The organism is Microbispora sp. H13382 (assembly GCF_014161445.1).
Classification (GTDB): Bacteria; Actinomycetota; Actinomycetes; order Streptosporangiales; family Streptosporangiaceae; genus Microbispora.
The window spans coordinates 364,962-381,387 of the sequence record NZ_JABBXA010000006.1 but is presented as its reverse complement, the minus strand read 5'-3'; the positions used below and the strand labels follow the sequence as shown (position 1 = coordinate 381,387).

Annotated in this window: 19 protein-coding genes; 11 read left to right on the top strand and 8 right to left on the bottom strand. The window is 71.5% G+C overall.

Annotated elements, in window-relative coordinates; genetic code table 11:
• The coding region (locus HHX41_RS15870) for a hypothetical protein (protein ID WP_220504085.1) at window positions 1-429 on the bottom strand (429 nt) is incomplete at its 3' end.
• 251 nt (window positions 430-680) lie between these two features.
• Between HHX41_RS15870 and HHX41_RS15865 the strand changes: the two genes are divergently transcribed.
• Window positions 681-1,103 carry a nitroreductase family deazaflavin-dependent oxidoreductase gene (locus tag HHX41_RS15865; protein ID WP_182906557.1) on the top strand — a complete coding sequence of 141 codons (423 nt, stop codon included), beginning with the start codon at window positions 681-683 and terminating at the stop codon, window positions 1,101-1,103.
• Window positions 1,104-1,106: 3 nt separating this feature from the next.
• On the opposite strand, the gene HHX41_RS15860 is transcribed toward HHX41_RS15865, so the two are convergent.
• Complete coding sequence (locus tag HHX41_RS15860; RefSeq protein ID WP_169987896.1) at window positions 1,107-1,376, bottom strand: 4a-hydroxytetrahydrobiopterin dehydratase; 270 nt, start codon at window positions 1,374-1,376, stop codon at window positions 1,107-1,109.
• 47 nt (window positions 1,377-1,423) lie between these two features.
• Here HHX41_RS15860 and HHX41_RS15855 point away from each other — a divergent pair, with 47 nt between their 5' ends.
• Window positions 1,424-2,053: a class II aldolase/adducin family protein gene (locus tag HHX41_RS15855; protein WP_182906556.1), complete on the top strand. Its 630-nt coding sequence runs from the start codon at window positions 1,424-1,426 to the stop codon at window positions 2,051-2,053.
• Here the strand turns inward: HHX41_RS15855 and HHX41_RS15850 are convergent.
• Window positions 2,050-3,624, bottom strand: a complete 1,575-nt coding sequence (locus HHX41_RS15850) for a DUF885 domain-containing protein (RefSeq protein WP_182906555.1) — start codon at window positions 3,622-3,624, stop codon at window positions 2,050-2,052. The genes HHX41_RS15855 and HHX41_RS15850 overlap by 4 nt on opposite strands.
• A gap of 56 nt (window positions 3,625-3,680) precedes the next feature.
• Between HHX41_RS15850 and HHX41_RS15845 the strand changes: the two genes are divergently transcribed.
• A complete protein-coding gene (locus tag HHX41_RS15845; RefSeq protein ID WP_182906554.1) occupies window positions 3,681-4,907 on the top strand; it encodes a DUF4032 domain-containing protein in 1,227 nt (408 codons plus the stop codon).
• On the opposite strand, the gene HHX41_RS15840 is transcribed toward HHX41_RS15845, so the two are convergent.
• Window positions 4,882-5,409 (bottom strand): DUF523 domain-containing protein, encoded by a 528-nt coding sequence (locus HHX41_RS15840; protein WP_182906553.1) that lies wholly within the window; start codon window positions 5,407-5,409, stop codon window positions 4,882-4,884. The two genes, HHX41_RS15845 and HHX41_RS15840, sit on opposite strands and share 26 nt — an antisense overlap.
• A 210-nt stretch (window positions 5,410-5,619) precedes the next feature.
• Here HHX41_RS15840 and HHX41_RS15835 point away from each other — a divergent pair, with 210 nt between their 5' ends.
• From HHX41_RS15835 to HHX41_RS15820, 4 genes are read left to right on the top strand one after another with little or no spacing between them, the layout of a single operon-like run.
• The gene (locus HHX41_RS15835; RefSeq protein WP_182906552.1) at window positions 5,620-5,991 is read left to right on the top strand and encodes a roadblock/LC7 domain-containing protein; all 372 of its coding nucleotides are present in this window, start codon (window positions 5,620-5,622) and stop codon (window positions 5,989-5,991) included.
• A gap of 14 nt (window positions 5,992-6,005) precedes the next feature.
• A complete protein-coding gene (locus HHX41_RS15830; protein ID WP_169987884.1) occupies window positions 6,006-6,842 on the top strand; it encodes a DUF4388 domain-containing protein in 837 nt (278 codons plus the stop codon).
• 38 nt (window positions 6,843-6,880) lie between these two features.
• On the top strand, window positions 6,881-7,249 hold the full coding sequence (locus tag HHX41_RS15825) for a roadblock/LC7 domain-containing protein (RefSeq protein WP_169987882.1): 369 nt from the start codon (window positions 6,881-6,883) through the stop codon (window positions 7,247-7,249).
• A gap of 23 nt (window positions 7,250-7,272) precedes the next feature.
• Window positions 7,273-7,644, top strand: a complete 372-nt coding sequence (locus HHX41_RS15820) for a hypothetical protein (protein ID WP_169947825.1) — start codon at window positions 7,273-7,275, stop codon at window positions 7,642-7,644.
• A gap of 77 nt (window positions 7,645-7,721) precedes the next feature.
• On the opposite strand, the gene HHX41_RS15815 is transcribed toward HHX41_RS15820, so the two are convergent.
• On the bottom strand, window positions 7,722-8,558 hold the full coding sequence (locus HHX41_RS15815) for an alpha/beta fold hydrolase (RefSeq protein ID WP_182906551.1): 837 nt from the start codon (window positions 8,556-8,558) through the stop codon (window positions 7,722-7,724).
• Window positions 8,559-8,639: 81 nt separating this feature from the next.
• On the opposite strand from HHX41_RS15815, the gene HHX41_RS15810 reads away from it, so the two are divergent.
• Window positions 8,640-10,049 carry an MFS transporter gene (locus HHX41_RS15810; RefSeq protein ID WP_220504081.1) on the top strand — a complete coding sequence of 470 codons (1,410 nt, stop codon included), beginning with the start codon at window positions 8,640-8,642 and terminating at the stop codon, window positions 10,047-10,049.
• Window positions 10,050-10,159: 110 nt separating this feature from the next.
• Window positions 10,160-10,720, top strand: coding sequence for a Dps family protein (locus tag HHX41_RS15805; RefSeq protein WP_169987910.1), 561 nt, complete (start codon window positions 10,160-10,162; stop codon window positions 10,718-10,720).
• 21 nt (window positions 10,721-10,741) lie between these two features.
• Here the strand turns inward: HHX41_RS15805 and HHX41_RS15800 are convergent, their stop codons facing one another.
• Window positions 10,742-12,724: a phosphocholine-specific phospholipase C gene (locus tag HHX41_RS15800; protein ID WP_182906549.1), complete on the bottom strand. Its 1,983-nt coding sequence runs from the start codon at window positions 12,722-12,724 to the stop codon at window positions 10,742-10,744.
• 56 nt (window positions 12,725-12,780) lie between these two features.
• Window positions 12,781-13,932, bottom strand: coding sequence for a hypothetical protein (locus tag HHX41_RS15795; RefSeq protein ID WP_182906548.1), 1,152 nt, complete (start codon window positions 13,930-13,932; stop codon window positions 12,781-12,783).
• Window positions 13,933-13,979: 47 nt separating this feature from the next.
• Here HHX41_RS15795 and HHX41_RS15790 point away from each other — a divergent pair, with 47 nt between their 5' ends.
• Both HHX41_RS15790 and HHX41_RS15785 read left to right on the top strand, forming a co-directional pair.
• The gene (locus HHX41_RS15790; RefSeq protein ID WP_310742003.1) at window positions 13,980-15,071 is read left to right on the top strand and encodes a winged helix DNA-binding domain-containing protein; all 1,092 of its coding nucleotides are present in this window, start codon (window positions 13,980-13,982) and stop codon (window positions 15,069-15,071) included.
• A 10-nt stretch (window positions 15,072-15,081) separates the two neighbouring features.
• A complete protein-coding gene (locus HHX41_RS15785) occupies window positions 15,082-15,522 on the top strand; it encodes an SRPBCC family protein (protein ID WP_169987874.1) in 441 nt (146 codons plus the stop codon).
• Here the strand turns inward: HHX41_RS15785 and HHX41_RS15780 are convergent.
• Window positions 15,519-16,163, bottom strand: coding sequence for a TenA family protein (locus HHX41_RS15780; RefSeq protein WP_220504080.1), 645 nt, complete (start codon window positions 16,161-16,163; stop codon window positions 15,519-15,521). The two genes, HHX41_RS15785 and HHX41_RS15780, sit on opposite strands and share 4 nt — an antisense overlap.
• Window positions 16,164-16,426: the final 263 nt, after the last annotated feature.

The window sequence follows — 16,426 nt, the reverse complement described above, 5'->3', positions numbered from 1 at the left end:
ATGCCGCCGGGCCTGCCCCGCCCGATGCACCCGCCCCACCCGATCCGCCAACGCCGAGGTGATCCGATCCCGCGCGAACACCAACTCCTCAGCCTCAGCCAGACAGACATCCACATCGTCCGGAACCGGCGCCAACGCCAACGCCTGCGCCGACTCACGAACAGAACCGATCAGCACCCACGACGACCGACCCCGGCGATCACCTAAGCCAGCGGCATCCGCCCCGGCAGAACCCGCCCCCGCATCATCGGCGGCCTCACTGCCCATGCTCCCGGTGTCAGCGGCCGCGTCGTTTTCCACACTGCCGTCGCGGGCGAGCGAACCCTCCGTCGACCACAAAGGAGAATCGGCAGTCAGCCGATCCCACCAGCCATCATCACCACTATTCGAACTACGAGGAGAAACAGGATCCCAGTCGAACAGATCCATCACCCCTCCTCAATGAATTCGAAAACCTGTATCAGTTCTTCCAGGCACCAGAAGAGCACGGCAAGTCGGCAAGCCAATAAGGTGGAATCACAGGCCGAAAAGAATTGGGGCCAATTGCCCGACATGAGCTTTATGCAGGTTTTGCGCCTGAGGGACCCCCGTCCGGCTCGGACCGCGATCCGTTGGCTATGTTGATCACAAATAGCTTCGCTATCGGGGCAGACACGTCGAGGTTCAGGAGCCATCGCAGCATGTCCGAGTGGAATGACAAGATCATCGAGGAGTTCCGGGCGAACGGCGGCAAGGTCGGCGGGCCGTTCGAGGGAACGCAGCTGATCTTGCTGACGACCACGGGCGCCAGAACGGGCGCCGCCCGGACCAACCCCGTCGCGTGCCTGCGTGACGGGGACAGGCTGCTCGTCTTCGCCTCCTACGCGGGCGCGCCGCGCCATCCCGACTGGTATCACAACCTGCTGGCGAATCCCACCGTGACCGTCGAGGCGGGCGACGGGACGGCGATCGAGACGTTCACCGCCACCGCAGTGCCGCTGGCCGGGGAGGAGCGCGACCGCTTGTACGCCCGCCAGGCCGAGCTGGTCCCGATCTTCGCCGACTACCAGGCACGCACCTCCCGCGTCATCCCCGTCGTGGCCCTCTACCCGGCGAGATCATAAGCGTTACTGCGGCGACCCGGCCTCGTGGTCGGCCACGATGGCGTCGATGCGCGCGGCGAGCTTGTAGTCGAGGTCGGTCAGACCGCCGGCGTCGTGGGTGGTCAGCGCAAGGTGCAGGGTCCGCCACCGGATGTCGATGTCGGGATGGTGGTTCAGCGCCTCGGCCTGTTCGGCGATGTCGTTCACGATCGCGATGGCCGTACGGAAGTCTCGGGCGACCACGGTCCTGCGGATCGTGTCCCCCTCGCGGCGCCATTCGGAAGCCTCGTACATGAGATCAGGACATCACGAAACACCGCCGATTGTGTAGATTCGCCCGAGTGGATGAGCGGGTGGATGAGCTGCGGCGTGAGCTGTGCGAGTACGGCCGGCGGGCGGCGGCCCTCGGCCTGGTCATCGGCACATCGGGGAACCTGAGCGCCCGGGACGGCGATCTGGTCGTCGTCACGCCCTCCGGTGTGGCGCTCGACCGGCTGCGCCCGGAGGACTGCCCCGTCGTCGACCTGGAAGGGCGGGTCGTGGACGGGGAGCGCAAACCCTCCTCGGAGACGCCGATGCATCTCGCGCTGTACCAGGCGACCGATGCCCGGGCGGTGGTGCACACCCACTCGGTCTTCGCGACCGTGGTCGGCTCGACGATGACCGAACTGCCGCCGATCCACTACAACGCCCTGCTGCTCGGCGGCGCCGTCCGGGTCGCCGCGTACGCGACGTACGGCACGCCCGAACTGGCGGACAACGTCATCGCCGCGATCAGAGGCAGGCAGGCCGCCCTCATGGCCAGCCATGGCGCGGTGACGATCGGCGGCGGCCTGGAGCAGGCGTTCGAGGCGACGCGCCTGCTGGAGTGGCTGTGCGAGGTCTACGTCCGCGCTCTCGGCGTGGGCCGGCCCTCGGTGCTCACCGAGGGCCAGCTCACCGCCGTCATCGAACGCGCCCTGAACGGCTAACCGAGCACTACCTTCCTGGCGAGACCGAGCGGGAGACCGCCCGAGCCCGCGATCGTGTCGTGGAAGGTCCGCAGGTCACCCGTGTAGTCGGCCCTGATCCGCTCGATTTCCAGGGCCCCCGTGAGGTACGAGGGCGCCTGCGTGGGCCAGGCGCAGTAGCGGCTGACCTCACCAGCGGCCGTGCCCGGCGACAGCGACGCCTTCGTGGTGAGGAACTCCTCCGCCTGCTCGATCGACATGTCGTCGCAGTGCAGCGCGGTGTCCACCACGATCCGGGCGGCCCGCCAGATGCGGCAGTCGAGGTGGGCGAGCTCGGTCTGGGGCGTGTCGAAGTAGCCCTGCTCGTGCATGAGCTTCTCGACGTAGAGCCCCCAGCCCTCCACGAAGTAGGGCGTACGGAAGATCTTGCGGGCGCGGTGCGGGTTGCCGGCCATCCAGGACAGGTGCCAGTGGTGGCCGGGGTAACCCTCGTGCACGCTGATCGACGGCATCTGGGGGTGCGAGTTGGTCCGCAGCCGCTGCCGCACCTGCTCCTCGGTGAAGCCGTCCGGCGTGTACGGCACGAAGAAGACACCATCACGCGAGGACGACAGCGGCGGCGGGGCGAGGTAGCTGGCCACGGCGATGATGGGCCGCTGGAACTCCGGCGAGGGCTCGACCCGGCACACCTCCCCCTCGGGGAAGGTCACCAGCCCGCGCTCGAGGACGAACTCGCGCGCCCGCAGCGTCTCGGCCTCGTACTCGGCGCGCATGGCCTCCAGGGTCGGCGGGTGGTCGTCCATGAGCGACTCCATCGCCTCCCGCCAGTTGCCGGAGCCGAGACGGGCGGCGACCTCGCTCATCCGCGTGTCCAGCTCGGCCCAGGCCCGGCGGCCCTTCTCGTGCAGTTCGGCCGCGCCGTACCCGAGCATCTCCTGCTCGCGCAGCAGCGCGGAGTAGAGCTCCTCGCCCATCCGCCAGGTGCCGTGGGCCTCGAAGCCCTCCAGGAAGCGCACCAGCCCGTCGAACGCGTCGGCGGCGGGCTCGGCGGCCGCGGCCAGCCGCGCCCGCAGATCCGGGTCGCCGACCAGCGCGGGCAGCGTCTCGGTCAGGAAGCGGCGTCCCGTACGGGCCTGGTCGAGGCCGCGCTTGACGAGCAGATCGGCGGCGAGATCGGGGTCCAGGTTGGCCTGGCAGGCGGCGAGCACGGCGGGCACCTCGGCGAGGCGCGCGACGGCGGCGTCGACCAGCTCGGCCTCCGGCTTGAGGCGCTGCTGGAACGGCGTGAACATCGACCCGAAGATCACCCCGAGGTAGGCGGCCGGTTCGCGCCGCCACTCCGGCCAGCGGGCCTGCGCGATCTGCCCGCGCAGATGGGCGGCGACCAGGTCCCTGTCGATCTCGTCCTCGGGGCTCTCGGGCGTCGCCTCCGACAGCTTGCGCAGCCATTCCTCGGCCGCCCGCTCCCGCGCCGTGAAGGCGGTCGCGCTGAGGTCGCCCAGCGTGCGGTCGTATCCGTCGGCCCCCAGGAGGGCCGCCCTGACCGGGTTCTCGGCCAGGTACCAGTCGATGAACTCGTCCACCAGCGTCATAGCGCCCGACTCTATCCGCGACACTTGTGTGGAAGCCCCCAGATAAGGAGCGATTGGTGCCCCTGCAGATCACCGGCGCCCCCAGCGACCCCGACCTGATCCGCCTGCCGTGGGACGTCCCCCTGGAAGAGTGGCCCGTCCGCCACCTGGTGACGCTGCCCCGCGGCATCTCCCGGCACGTGGTGCGCTTCGCCCGGCTCAGCGGCCGGGTGTACGCGATCAAGGAGATCAGCACGCGGTACGCCAAGCGGGAGTACCAGCTGCTGTGGGACCTGGCACGGCACGACGCGCCCGCCGTCGAGCCGGTCGCCGTCGTCACCGGGCGGACCGCCCCGGACGGCTCCGAACTGGACTCCGCCCTGATCACGCGGCACCTGCAGTTCTCACTGCCGTACCGCGCGGTGCTGTCGGGCTCGGTGCGGCCCGACACGCTGATCCGCCTGCTCGACGCGCTCGCGGTCCTGCTCGTACGGCTCCACCTGACCGGCTTCTACTGGGGCGACTGCTCGCTGTCGAACACGCTGTTCCGGCGGGACGCCGGGGCCTTCGCGGCCTACCTGGTGGACGCCGAGACCGGCGAGCTCCACCCGGCGATCAGCGAGGGCCAGCGGTCACACGACATCGACGTGGCGCACGTCAACATCTACGGCGAGATGCTCGACCTGGAGGCGGGCGGCCTGCTCCACCCGACCATCGACCCGCTGGCCTTCGCCGAGCAGCTCGTCGAGCGCTACCACCGGCTGTGGGACGAGCTGACCGAGGACGAGATCATCGAGGAGGTCGACTGGCACCGCGTGGACCAGCGCGTACGGCGACTCAACTCCCTCGGCTTCGACGTCGCCGAGATGATGGTGCGCCGTAAGGCGGGCACCTCCCGGCTGATCGTCCGGCCCAAGGTCGTGGACGCCGGGCACCACCAGCGCCGGCTGCTGCGCCTGACCGGCCTCGACGTGGAGGAGAACCAGGCCAGGCGGCTGCTCAACGACCTCGACTCATTCCGGGTGTCGAACGGGCTGCGGCACGAGGACGAGGCGATCGTGGCCCACCGCTGGCTGGCCGAGGTGTTCCAGCCGGTGGTGAACGCCACCCCGGCCGATCTGCGGCGCAAGCTGGAGCCGGCCCAGCTCTTCCACGAGGTGCTCGACCACCGCTGGTACATGTCGGAGGCCGCCGGCAAGGATGTCGGCCTGGAGGCGGCGGTGCGGTCCTACGTGGACAACGTCCTGGTGCACAAGCCCGACGAGAAGGCCGTCATCGTCACCTCGGATCCCCTGTCTCCGTAAACGCTGTCTCCGTGACAAGGTCCTCCAGATAGGCGGCGGCCTCCGGGATCCGGTCCTCGCCGAAGACGCGGACGCCGTTCAGCTCCAGCAGCGCGGTCGTCACGCCCTGCCCGGGGGTGGTCCTCCCCCGATGGCTGCCGTCGTAGATCCGCAGCGACCCGCACGACGGGCTGCCCTCCTTGAGGATCGCGACCCGTACGCCGAAGGACCGGGCGACGGCGAGGGCCTGCTGCGCGCCGGACAGGAACGCGGCGGTCACGTCGTCGCCCTCCGGCGTCAGGATCCGGGCCGCGCCCGCCAGGACGGCGGCGCCGCCCTGGCCGCCCTCGATCTCGGCGGGCGGCCGGGGGACGGGCAGCCCGCCCTCGACCTCGGGGCAGAACCGCACCAGCCGCCCCTCGGCGCGCCAGCGGGCCAGCAGGTCGTCGTCGCTCGTCTTCGCCCCGCCGTCGTACCTCACCCTGCTGCCGAGCAGGCAGGCACTGACCAGAACGCGTTCCACGCCTCCCATTCTGGCCGCCGCACCGAGGTGGGCACGCCATCCCGGGTGACATGAGGAAATTTCACGAAAATCTGGATTACCTCTCCGAGAGGAAGAATTCTTATTCTCCCGGACTAATCCGTTTATCCGAGCTGTTTTCGACCCGGGAGGTCCGTTCACCTGCTCCTCTAGTGTTGGCCGCGCTGTACCGGCGAGGCGAGGAGTTACGGGTTGATCGGGATAGAGGACTGCCTCTCCGAGGCCATGTCGATCCCGGGCGCGCTCGGCGCCATTCTGGTGGACCACACCAGCGGCATGGCCGTCGCGGGAAAGGGAATCCCCGATCCCGGGCGGGCGGCCGCGGGGCTCAGCGAGGCGTACCGCGCCACGCTCCACGGGATCGCGCTGGCGTCAGAGGAGACGGGCTTCCGGATCGAGGACGTGATCGTCACCACGGGCACGGCGTACCACCTGGTGCGGCCCATGGAGATGATGTTCGACGGTCCGCTGCTGCTGTGCGTACGCCTGGACGTGGAGCGGTCGAACCTCGCCCTGGCCCGGCGGCGGCTGCGCACGATCACCGACGAGCTGGTCGCCTCCTGATGGGAGCCTGACCGGTGGCCGCCCCGACTCTCGACGCCGTGCTCACCGGCCTCGCCCAGGACGAGGCCACCGGCTCACTGCGGGTGGGCAAGGAGGGCACGGTCTACTACGACCACGGCCGGGTGTCGTACGTGGAGTGCGCGGCCACGCCCGGCGTGGAGGGCCTGCTCGGCGCGTCGGGCCGGATCAGCGCGAACGGGGTCCGGCACGCGCGGCAGGAGGCCGGTCCCGGCGGCGACGGCGGCGCCCTGCTCGTGGACAAAGGGGTGCTCAGCCGGGGCGAGCTGGAGTTCTGCGTGCTGTCCGCCACGCTCGACGCCGCCTTCTTCCTCCTGACGCCCAAGACGGTGAGGACCAGGTTCAAGGACGGCGAGGCCCACTGGCTCGGGATCCACTGGTTCTTCGACGTGCCGGGTCTGCTGCGCGAGTGCGCCAGGCGCCGGGCCCGCCTGGAGCGGGCCTGGCCGTCGTCCGAGCTGGACGCCCGGCCGGTGACGCCCCTGCGGCGGATCCCGGGCTCGCACGCGCTGCTCAGCCGGCTGCAGTGGGAGCTGCTGCTCGCCGCCGACTCCACCGCCACGCCGGTCGAGCTGGCCCGCCGGCTCGGGCGCCCGGCCTACTCCACGCTGCTGGCCGTACGGGAGCTCGCGGCGGCCGGCCTGGTGGTGACGGCCGAGACGGCGGCGCTGCCCAAGCGCACGCCCAAGCCGCCCCCGCCGCCCAAGCCGCCTCCGCCGCCCAAGCGGCCGACGGGGCCCGGGCGCTCCACCTCGGAACTCCCGCAGGTGAACGCCGACGCGACCGACGTGAACCTGCTGCTCAGACTGCGTGACGCGCTGGAGGCGCTGTAGTGATCGGGTGGCTCAAGCGGGCCGGAAAGGGTGTCTCGGTGGATCTGCGCCACGACATACACGAGGAACTGGTCGTCCTGCGCGAACGGGCGCCCGAGATCACGGGAGCGCTCACCTGCACGGTCGACGGCATGCTCGTGACCACGGATCTGGCCGCCGACACCGAGCAGACCGCGGCGCTCACGTCGGCGCTGCTGTCGCTGAGCCGGAAGATGACCGAGCTCGCCAGGATCGGGCGGCTGGAGGAGACGCTGATCTCCGGCACCCAGGGGCACACCGCGTGCTACGCCGCGGGCCCCACGCTCGTCCTCACCGTTCTCGCAGGTCAGGGAGCCAACCTGGGCCTGCTCCGGATCGAGGGACGCAGGGCGGCGAACAAGATCGCCGCCATCGTCGAACGCGGATGACAACCCAGAACAGGAGAAGAGACATGGCGAACATGGACGTCTCTCTGAAGGAGATGCTGACCATCGACGGCGCGATCGGCGCGGCGGTGGCCGACTACGGGAGCGGGATGGCGCTGGGCACGCTCGGCGGCTCCAAGGACCTCGACCTCCAGGTGGCCGCCGCGGCCAACACCGAGGTGGTCAAGGCCAAGCTCCGCGCGATGGACGCGCTCAAGCTCAGCGACGGCATCGAGGACATCCTGATCACGCTGGGCTCGCAGTATCACATCATCCGGCCGCTGACCGGCCGCGGCGGCAAGGGGTTGTTCCTCTACCTCGCCCTCGACCGCAACCGGGCCAATCTCGCGATGGCCCGGCACCAGCTCCGCGCGATCGAGGACAAGCTCGAGATCTGAAGCCCTGTCAGCTCCGGCCGGTCAGCCCCGTGTGTTCAGCCCCGTGTGTTCAGCCCCGTGTGTTCAGCCCCGTGTGTTCAGCCCCGTGCGGTCAGCTCCGTGATCGCCTCCGCGATGACCGGCCAGAGCGGGCGGGGCAGGTCGTGGCCCATCCCCGGGAAGGTCAGCAGCTTCGCGCCGGGGATGGCGTCCGCGGTCGCGGTCCCGCCTTCGAGGGTGATCAGCGGGTCGTCCTCGCCGTGGATCACCAGCGCGGGCACCGAGAGCCCGCGCAGTCCCTCCGTACGGTCCTTCGACCTCCGGATCGCGATGAACTGCCGGGTGGTGCCCGCGGGGTCGAAGGCCCGGTCATAGGCCTCAGCGGCCACCCGGGTGACGCGCTCGACGTCCGTCTCGTAACCGGGAGAGCCGATGACCCGCGCGGTCTCGACGGCGCGGGCGAGCGCCTCCTCGCGGTCCTGCGGGGCGGGCGCCGTCAGCGCCGCCATGGCCTCCTCGGTCGCACGCCCCACGCGGGGCCCGGGCGTGGACATGATCGAGGTCAGCGTACGCACCCGGGCGGGGTGGCGGATGGCGAGGGTCTGGGCGATCATGCCGCCCATCGACGCGCCCACCACGTGGGCGCTCTCCCAGCCCAGCACGTCCATCAGGCCGGCCGTGTCGTCGGCCATGTCGTCCAGCGTGTACGACGCCGGGGGCGTGAGGTCGTCCGCCGGGGTGAAGTGGGTGGACAGGCCCGCGTCCCGGTTGTCGAACCGGACTACCCGGTGGCCCGACTCCACCAGCAGCCCGATCAGCTCCTCCGGCCAGCTGATCATCTGCGCCCCGAGCCCCATGATGAGGACGACCGGGCGTCCTCCGGGCTCGCCGAACACCTCGTAGCAGATCTCGATACCGTTCGCCGTCGCACGCATGCGAGCAGAATTTCAATCGGTTTGCCCTGCCGCAACCGATAGTTGACCGGATATGTACGGTTGTGTGGTGTGGTGTCGCAAATGACTCGCCGAAGGCGGATACTCGTCCTTCTCATCTGCTGCATGAGCCTGCTCATCGTGTCGCTCGACAACACGATCGTCAACGTCGCCCTGCCGGCGCTCGGACGCGACCTGCACGCGCCGGTCTCCGGCCTGCAGTGGACGGTGGACGCCTACACGCTGACGCTCGCGAGCCTGCTCATGCTCGCCGGGTCGACGGCCGACCGGGTGGGCCGCCGCCGCACGTTCCAGACCGGTCTGGTGATCTTCACGGCCGCGTCGCTGCTGTGCAGCCTCGCCCCGAGCCTGGGCTGGCTGGTGGCCGCCCGGATCCTCCAGGCCGTCGGCGGGTCGATGCTCAACCCGGTGGCCATGTCGATCATCACGAACACGTTCACCGACCGCAGGGAGCGGGCGCAGGCCATCGGCGTGTGGGGCGGCGTGGTCGGCGTCAGCATGGCGCTCGGACCGGTCGTCGGCGGCCTGCTCACCGACACCGTGAACTGGCGGGCCATCTTCTGGATCAACGTGCCCATCGGCCTGCTCGCGCTGTTCCTGACCTGGCGGTACGTCCCCGAGTCCAAGGCGCCCTCGGCCCGCAGGATCGACCCCGTCGGGCAGGTGCTGGTCATCGTCCTGCTCGGCACGCTCACGTACGGGATCATCGAGGGCCCGGCCGCGGGCGCAGCCGTGAGCGCGGCCTGCTTCGCCGTCGCGGCGGCGGCCCTCGCCGCGCTGGTCGTCTGCGAACTGCGCAGGCCGGAACCGCTCATCGACATGCGCTTCTTCCGCAGCGCGCCGTTCTCCGGCGCGGCCGTCATGGCGGTGGCGGGGTTCGCCGGCCTTGGGGCCTTCCTATTCCTCAACACGCTCTACCTGCAGAGCAATCGCGGGCTGTCCGCCCTCGCCGCGGGGCTGTGCACGCTGCCGGTCGCGGTGATCACGACGATCGTGGGGCCGCTTTCCGGCCGGCTCGTCGGCGCCCGCGGCCCGCGCGCGCCGCTCGTCGTCGCGGGCGTGTGCCTGGCGGCCGCCGGGACGCTGCTGTCCCAGGTGACTCTCACCACGCCCCTCCCCCTGCTGCTCGGGATCTACGCGGTCTTCGGCGTCGGGTTCGGCATGCTCAACCCTCCGATCACCAACACCGCGGTCTCCGGGATGCCGCTCGCGCAGGCGGGGGTGGCCTCCGCGGTCGCCTCGACCAGCAGGCAGGTCGGCCAGTCGCTCGGCGTGGCCATCGCCGGGTCCATGGTCTCCGGCAACGCCGCCTTCGTCCCGGCCGCCCACACGGCCTTCCGCGTCAACGCCCTGTACGGGCTGATCGTGCTGTCGGTCGCCCTGGCGACGACCGGCCGCTGGGCCAAGCGTACGGCGGAGCGCACCGCCGCCCGGCTGTCGGAGAATCCGCAGGTCACCCTGTCACAGGGGTGAAACCAGCCCTAAGAAGGTGTTTAAAGGTCATACCTGGCGAAAGACTCTCTATCGGGCATAAAACCGACTGAGTGAGGAGAGACACCTTGAGCGTCAACCCTTCCTCCAAGATGCGTGAGAGCAGCCAGCCCTGGCTCCACCAGAGGGGCACCGAGATACAGGCGTTCGGGACGGTGCGCGACTTCCCGGTCGGGCTGCCGAGGGAGACCCGCGAATACTCCTGCCAGCGGCTCAACCAGATCCTGGCCGACACGCAGATCCTCTACAACCTGTACAAGAAGCACCACTGGCTCATGCGGGGGCCGACCTTCTACCAGCTGCACCTGCTCCTCGACAAGCACGCGGGCGAGCAGCTGCCCATCATCGACGCGATCGCCGAACGCATCCAGACGCTCGGCGGCGTCGCGGTCGGCGATCCGCGTCAGGTGGCGGAGATGACCGTGATCCCGCGGCCGCCGGACGGCGTGGAGGAGGTGCCCGCCATGCTCTCCCGGCTCCTGGAGGCGCACGAGACGATCCTGGTCGCGGCGCACGACGCCGCCTCCCGTGCGGCCGAGATGGGCGACGACGGCACCAACGACCTGCTCGTCTCCGAGGTCGTCCGTACGGGCGAGCTGCAGGCGTGGTTCCTCGCCGAGCACCTCGTGGACACGCCGCTCGTCCGCGCCTGACCCGCGTTCCCCGCCCGGGCGTCACCCGGTGACGCTCGGGCGGCCGTCCTCGACGTGTCCCATCAGCCGCCGGGCGAACCCGTCGTGCCCGGTCACGCCGACCATCAGGTCGTACCACCCCGACGGCGCGGGCCACTCCACGTGCGCGGTGTCCCCCGGCGCGATCGGGACCGTACGCGCCGCTCCGCCGTAGGCCAGCGGAGCGAACGACACCTCGGCGGGGAAGGCGCTCCGGTTCGTCACCGAGATCGACACGGCGCGGGCGGCGGCGTCGATCGCGCCGGTCACCTCCACCGGGTCGGCCGTCCCGCCGCGGAACTCCCGGCGGAACCCGTTCGGCCCGACGACCAGCAGGTCGTAGGCCGGGCCGGGGAAGTAGACCACCTCCTCCACCGTGCCGAGCACGTCGAAGTGCGCCGGCTTGGCCAGCTCGCCCAGGTGGCCGTACAGGATGAAGTGGGCGGAGGCCGCGCCGGAGTTGCGCATCGTGATCTCCACGGACCTGCCGCGTACGACGGCCTCGGCGTCCGGCTGGTACGGCAGCGCGCGGGCGGGCTTGACCCCCGGCTCCTGGACCGGCATCCGCTGCTCGTCGGGGACCCGGGGATACCACCGGTCCCCCGCCGGGAGCGGGCGCGGCGCGGCGGCGGCCGCCACGGGAGGCGGCGCCGCCGGCGTGGCGAAGTCGAACGCCGAGGTGAGGTCGCCCGCCACCCGGCGCCGCCACTCCCCGATGGGAGCAGTGATCCCGAAGCGGCGCTCCAGGAACCGTACGGTCGAGGTGTGGTCGAACGTCTCCGAGCAGACGTGGCCACCCACGCTCCACGGCGACACGACGATCATGGGAACGCGGATCCCGAGGCCCATCGGCCGTCCGCCGACGAACTCCTCCGGGGTGCCGTCGGGCGGGACCGGGGGCGGCACGTGGTCGAAGAAGCCGTCGTTCTCGTCATAGGTGATGAACAGGGCGGTCCGCGCCCAGACCTCGGGATGCGACCCCAGCGCGTCGAGCAGCCGGTAGAGAACCTGCCCGCCCTCCACGGCCGACGACCCCTCGGGGTGCTCGGAGTCGGCCAGCGAGGGCACGACGTACGACACCGCGGGCAGGCGTCCGGCGGCCACGTCGGCGGCGAACCGGTCTCCGAGGCCGCCCGCGGGGGCGCGGCGCAGCGCCCGGTCGTAGAGATCGCGGTCGGCGGGCTCCAGGGCGGCCACCCGCCTGTCCAGCTCCGCGAGCAACGGCGCCGGGTCCTCCGCCGCCCGCACCTTCTCGTAGAAGGAGCGCATGCTCCCCAGCCCGATCCGGTCCATCACGGCCGCGAACGGCCGGAAGAACTCGAGGTTGTTGCACTCGTAGTTGTCCCACTCCTGGTACACCTGCCAGGAGTGCCCGGCCCGCGTCAGCAGCTCGGGCACGGTGACCCAGTCGTAGCCCGGATGCCCCTCCGCCCCCTCGGACGCGACGTTGTCCAGCGCGCGCTGCCGGGTGCCGGGCTCGTACCCCGTGTAACCCGTCATGTGGTAGTTGCGGTTGGGCGTGGTCGAGGTCAGCAGCGAGCAGTGGTAGGCGTCGCAGATCGTGAACGTGTCGGCCAGCTCGTAGTGGAAGGGCAGATCGCGCCGGTCGTAGTAGGCCATCGAGCCGGGCCCTTTGTTGGGCACCCAGGCGTCGTTCCAGCCCATGGCCCAGGCGTTCTGGGTGCCGAGCCAGGTGTGGTCGTGTGTGTCGAGCAGCATCGGGTCCGCCCCGGCCCGCTCGGCCGCCTCCCGTACGGAGAAGGGCAGCACGCCGTCCTGCTCGAAGATCGGCCGCCAGGCCCGGGTGGACACGGCGTTGCGGTCCCCGAACCCCCGCACCCCGCGCATCCGGCCGAAATAGTGGTCGAACGAGCGGTTCTCCAGCATGACGAAGACGACGTGCTCGACGTCGGCCAGGCTCCCCGGGGGCACCGGACGGGCCAGCGCCCGGAGCAGGGAAGGCGGCAGCGAGGATCCGGCCGGCATGGGCGTCCCTTCACACGATTCAGGCGAAACGCCCACAACCTAACAGCGACGTGTCGTCACACGAGTACGCGCCTGCGCGTCCCGGCGGGCGGCGGCAGATGGACGCGGCCCAGTTCGCGCAGCGCGCGGGCGGCCCCCGCGCGGCGGGCCAGGGCGAGGGACCGCCGGGCGAGGTCGGCCGCCCGGTCCCGCTCGTGCGCCTCCGCGTACGCGTGCGCCTGCCGGGCCAGCACGTACGCCGCGAGGTAGGCGGGCGCGGCCGGCGCGGGCTCCCCCTCCAGCAGCTCGATCGCGCCGCCCGGCCGGCCGAGGTCGACCAGGCAGCCCGCGCACAGCTCCGCCCGCGTCTCGCCCGGCTCCTCAAGGGACTCCTCAAGGGACTCCTCCAGGCAGCGGTGGCACAGATCCACCTCACCCGCCAGCGCGTGCGCGCGGGCCTCCTGCCGCCGGGACAGCGGCCCCACCGCGGCCGGGACACCCGTACGCGTACGGGCGGCCACGGCCGCCTCGACGATCTCGCCCGGCTCGGCGGCGTCGACCAGCTCGGCCCGCTGGACCAGCGCCAGGACCTCGGTGAGGGCGTCGCCGGTCTCGCGCGCCTCGCGGATCGCGCGGTCCGACCAGGCCCGCGCGCCGGGCGCGTCGCCCGCCTCGTGCTCCATACGGCTGATCAGCTCCGCGTCCCGCGTGGCGAGCGTCTGCAGCGCCCGCCGTACGCGCGGCGCGGCGTCCCCGCGGAACGTCTCGACCCCCGCGAAGACCGGCCCCAGCGCGGCGGCGAGATCGGCGGGCCTGCCGTCCGGCGCGGCGCAGGCGCCGGTCAGCGTCTCGAAGTAGCGGACCGTGCCGGTGTCGGCGCGGGACGGCCGCTCGACGGCCCGCCCGACGCGTTCCTCCTCCTCCTCGGGGAAGAGCCCGGGCAGCAGCGGAATGCCGGTGACGTGGTGCCACAGGGTCGTGCCCGAGGACGCGCCGACGAACAGGTCCGCCTCGTCCACGCCGAACACCCGGCACAGCAGCTCCGCATGGCGGGTGTCCGGGCGCCGCTCCCCCTCCTCCCACGTGCGGACCGCGTCCGCGGGCAGCCGGGGTTCGGCCTCCCCGGCGGCTTCGGTCAGTCGTTGTCCCAGATCGCGGCGGTTCCACAGCCGGCCGCGGCGCAGCGCGCGCAGCCGTGCGGACCACAGCGGGACGTCAATTGTGATCATCAGCGGCACCCCCCGGTTCTGTCGGTGCCGGGCGTTATGTTTGCGGCGTGCTGACCCGCCGCGAGCTCAACCGCGCCCTGCTCGACCGCCAGATGCTGCTGCGCCGGCACGACGTCAAGGCCCTCGCCGCGATCGAGCACCTGGTGGGCATGCAGTCGCAGGCTCCTCTCTCAGCGTACGTCGGCCTGTGGAACCGCCTGCTGGACTTCCGGCACGAGGACCTGGCCGATCTGCTCACCGGCCGCGCCGCCGTACGGATCGCCTTGATGCGCGGCACCATCCACCTCGTCGGCGCCGACGACTGCCTGGCCCTGCGCCCGGTCATGCAGCCGCTCCTCGACCGGTTGCTGCGCACGTCGTACGGCAGGCGGCTGGACGGGGTGGACCTCGGCGAGGTGGCGAGCGCCGCCCGCGCGCTGATGGAGGAGCGGCCGCTGAGCTTCGCCGAGCTGGAGGAGCTGCTCGGCGAGCGGTGGCCGGGCCGCGACGCGCTGGCCCAGGCCGTACGCGCGGTCGTGCCGCTGGTGCAGGTCCCGCCGCGCGGGGTGTGGGGCGCCTCGGGCCAGGCCCGGCACGTCCCCGCCGAGTCGTGGCTGGGCCGCCCCCTCGGCGACGGCTCGGCCGCCGGCGACATGGTGCTGCGTTACCTGAGCGCCTTCGGGCCGGCGTCGGTGAAGGACATGCAGGCCTGGTCGGGCCTGACCGGGCTGCGCTCCGTGGTCAGTGGCCTCGACCTGGTCACGCACCGGGACGAGAACGGGGTGGAGCTGTTCGACCTGCCCGGGGCGCCGCTGCCCGGCGCGGACGCCGAGGCGCCGGTGCGGTTCCTGGGGGAGTTCGACAACCTGCTGCTCTCGCACGCCGACCGGACGCGGGTGATCGCCGAGGAGCACCGCTCGCGGGTCTTCACGGTCAACGGGATCATCCGCGCGACGATCCTGGTCGACGGTTTCGTGGCGGGGCTGTGGCGAATCGAACGAGGGCGGATCGAACGGGCCGGGGAGACCGCGGTCCTGGAGATCGAGCCGTTCGGACCGTTGGGCGCCGCCACCCGCGACGCGCTGGCCACCGAGGGTGAGCGCCTGCTGGAGTTCGCGGCCGGCGACGCCCCCGCGCGCGACATCACCTTCCTGGGGTAGAACCCACGGAGTGGAGACCCTCTCGGTGACGGTGGACGCGCAGGCGAGCCCGGATCGGGTGTTCGCCGTACTGACCGACTGGCCCCGGCACCACGAGTGGATGGTGCTGACCCGGGCGTGGGTGGTCGCCGGTGACGGCCGCAGCAGGGGGAGCCGGCTCGCGGCGGCCACCGGGGTCGGCCCGCTGTCGTTCGTGGACACGATGGACGTCACCGGCTGGCGGCCCCCGCACGAGGTGGAGGTCCGCCACACGGGCCGTGTCGTGCGCGGCGTCGGACGGTTCCACGTGCTGCCCCGTCCCGGCGGCGGAAGCAGGATCATCTGGGAGGAGCAGCTCCACGTGCCCTTCGGCCTGGCCGGGCGCATCGGCTGGCGGGTCGCCGGGCCGGTGAGCGCGGTCTTCCTGCGCCTGTCCCTGCGCCGTCTCGCCGCGCTCGCCCTGCGTGCCTAACCGAGCGCCATGTCGAAGAAGCGGCGCTCCAGGGCCGTCGCCCGGCGGAAGGCGTCGAGCACCCGGGCCCGGCCGTGCTCGTCGAGGCCGGGACCGAGCCGGTCGAGCTCGCCGCGCAGGAAGCCCACCCACGCCTCGAACTCCGGCCCGCTGTGCAGCTCGATCCACTCCCGGTAGACGAAGCCCTCGGGCGGCTCGGTGGTCCGCGAGGCCCAGCCGAGGTAGGTCCACTCCGCCACGCACAGCACCGCCAGGATCCGCGCATAGTCCTGGCCGCGGCGCACCTCGTCCATCAGGGCCCGGAACTCGGCCGTCACCGGCTCCAGGGCGGGCGGGGCCGGATCACCCCCGAGGGCGGCGAGCGCGCGGTGGAAGTAGCCCCGCTCGGTGTCGGCGACGGTCCGCCCGAGGAAGCGGCCGACGGCCACCCGTGACTCGAAGCCGTCGGCCGCGGCGACCGCGGCGCCGAGCAGCGCCGTGAAGGCGTCCACGAACTGGAAGTCCTGCTCCAGGTAGCGGCGCATGTCGGCGGTGCCGCGGCAGATCGCCGCGGCGAAGGGGTGGGTGACCACCGCCGTCCAGTCCGGCTCGCTCTCCGACCGCAGCCACTCGCTGAACGGCATCCTCGATCCCCCGATCATCCGCCATCCTTCCCCGTGTTCCGGCGTGAACGTTTCACGATGATCTCAGAGGACTCCTGTCCGTCTCCACCTGCCCAAGCGGGGTGGGCGCCCGGGCGGTCCGGAGACCCGGGCAGGCGAAGTCGTTGACCGGTGGTCAACAGGTCCGTAATTTGATGCGTGTTGTTCCTCCTCATGAATGCTGTTCGCATTCTTGAACGCCCCCCTGCGGGATCAGGAGTAACCCCCTCGGTCAGGGGTCCTGCACGACATGCAAGGAGCTC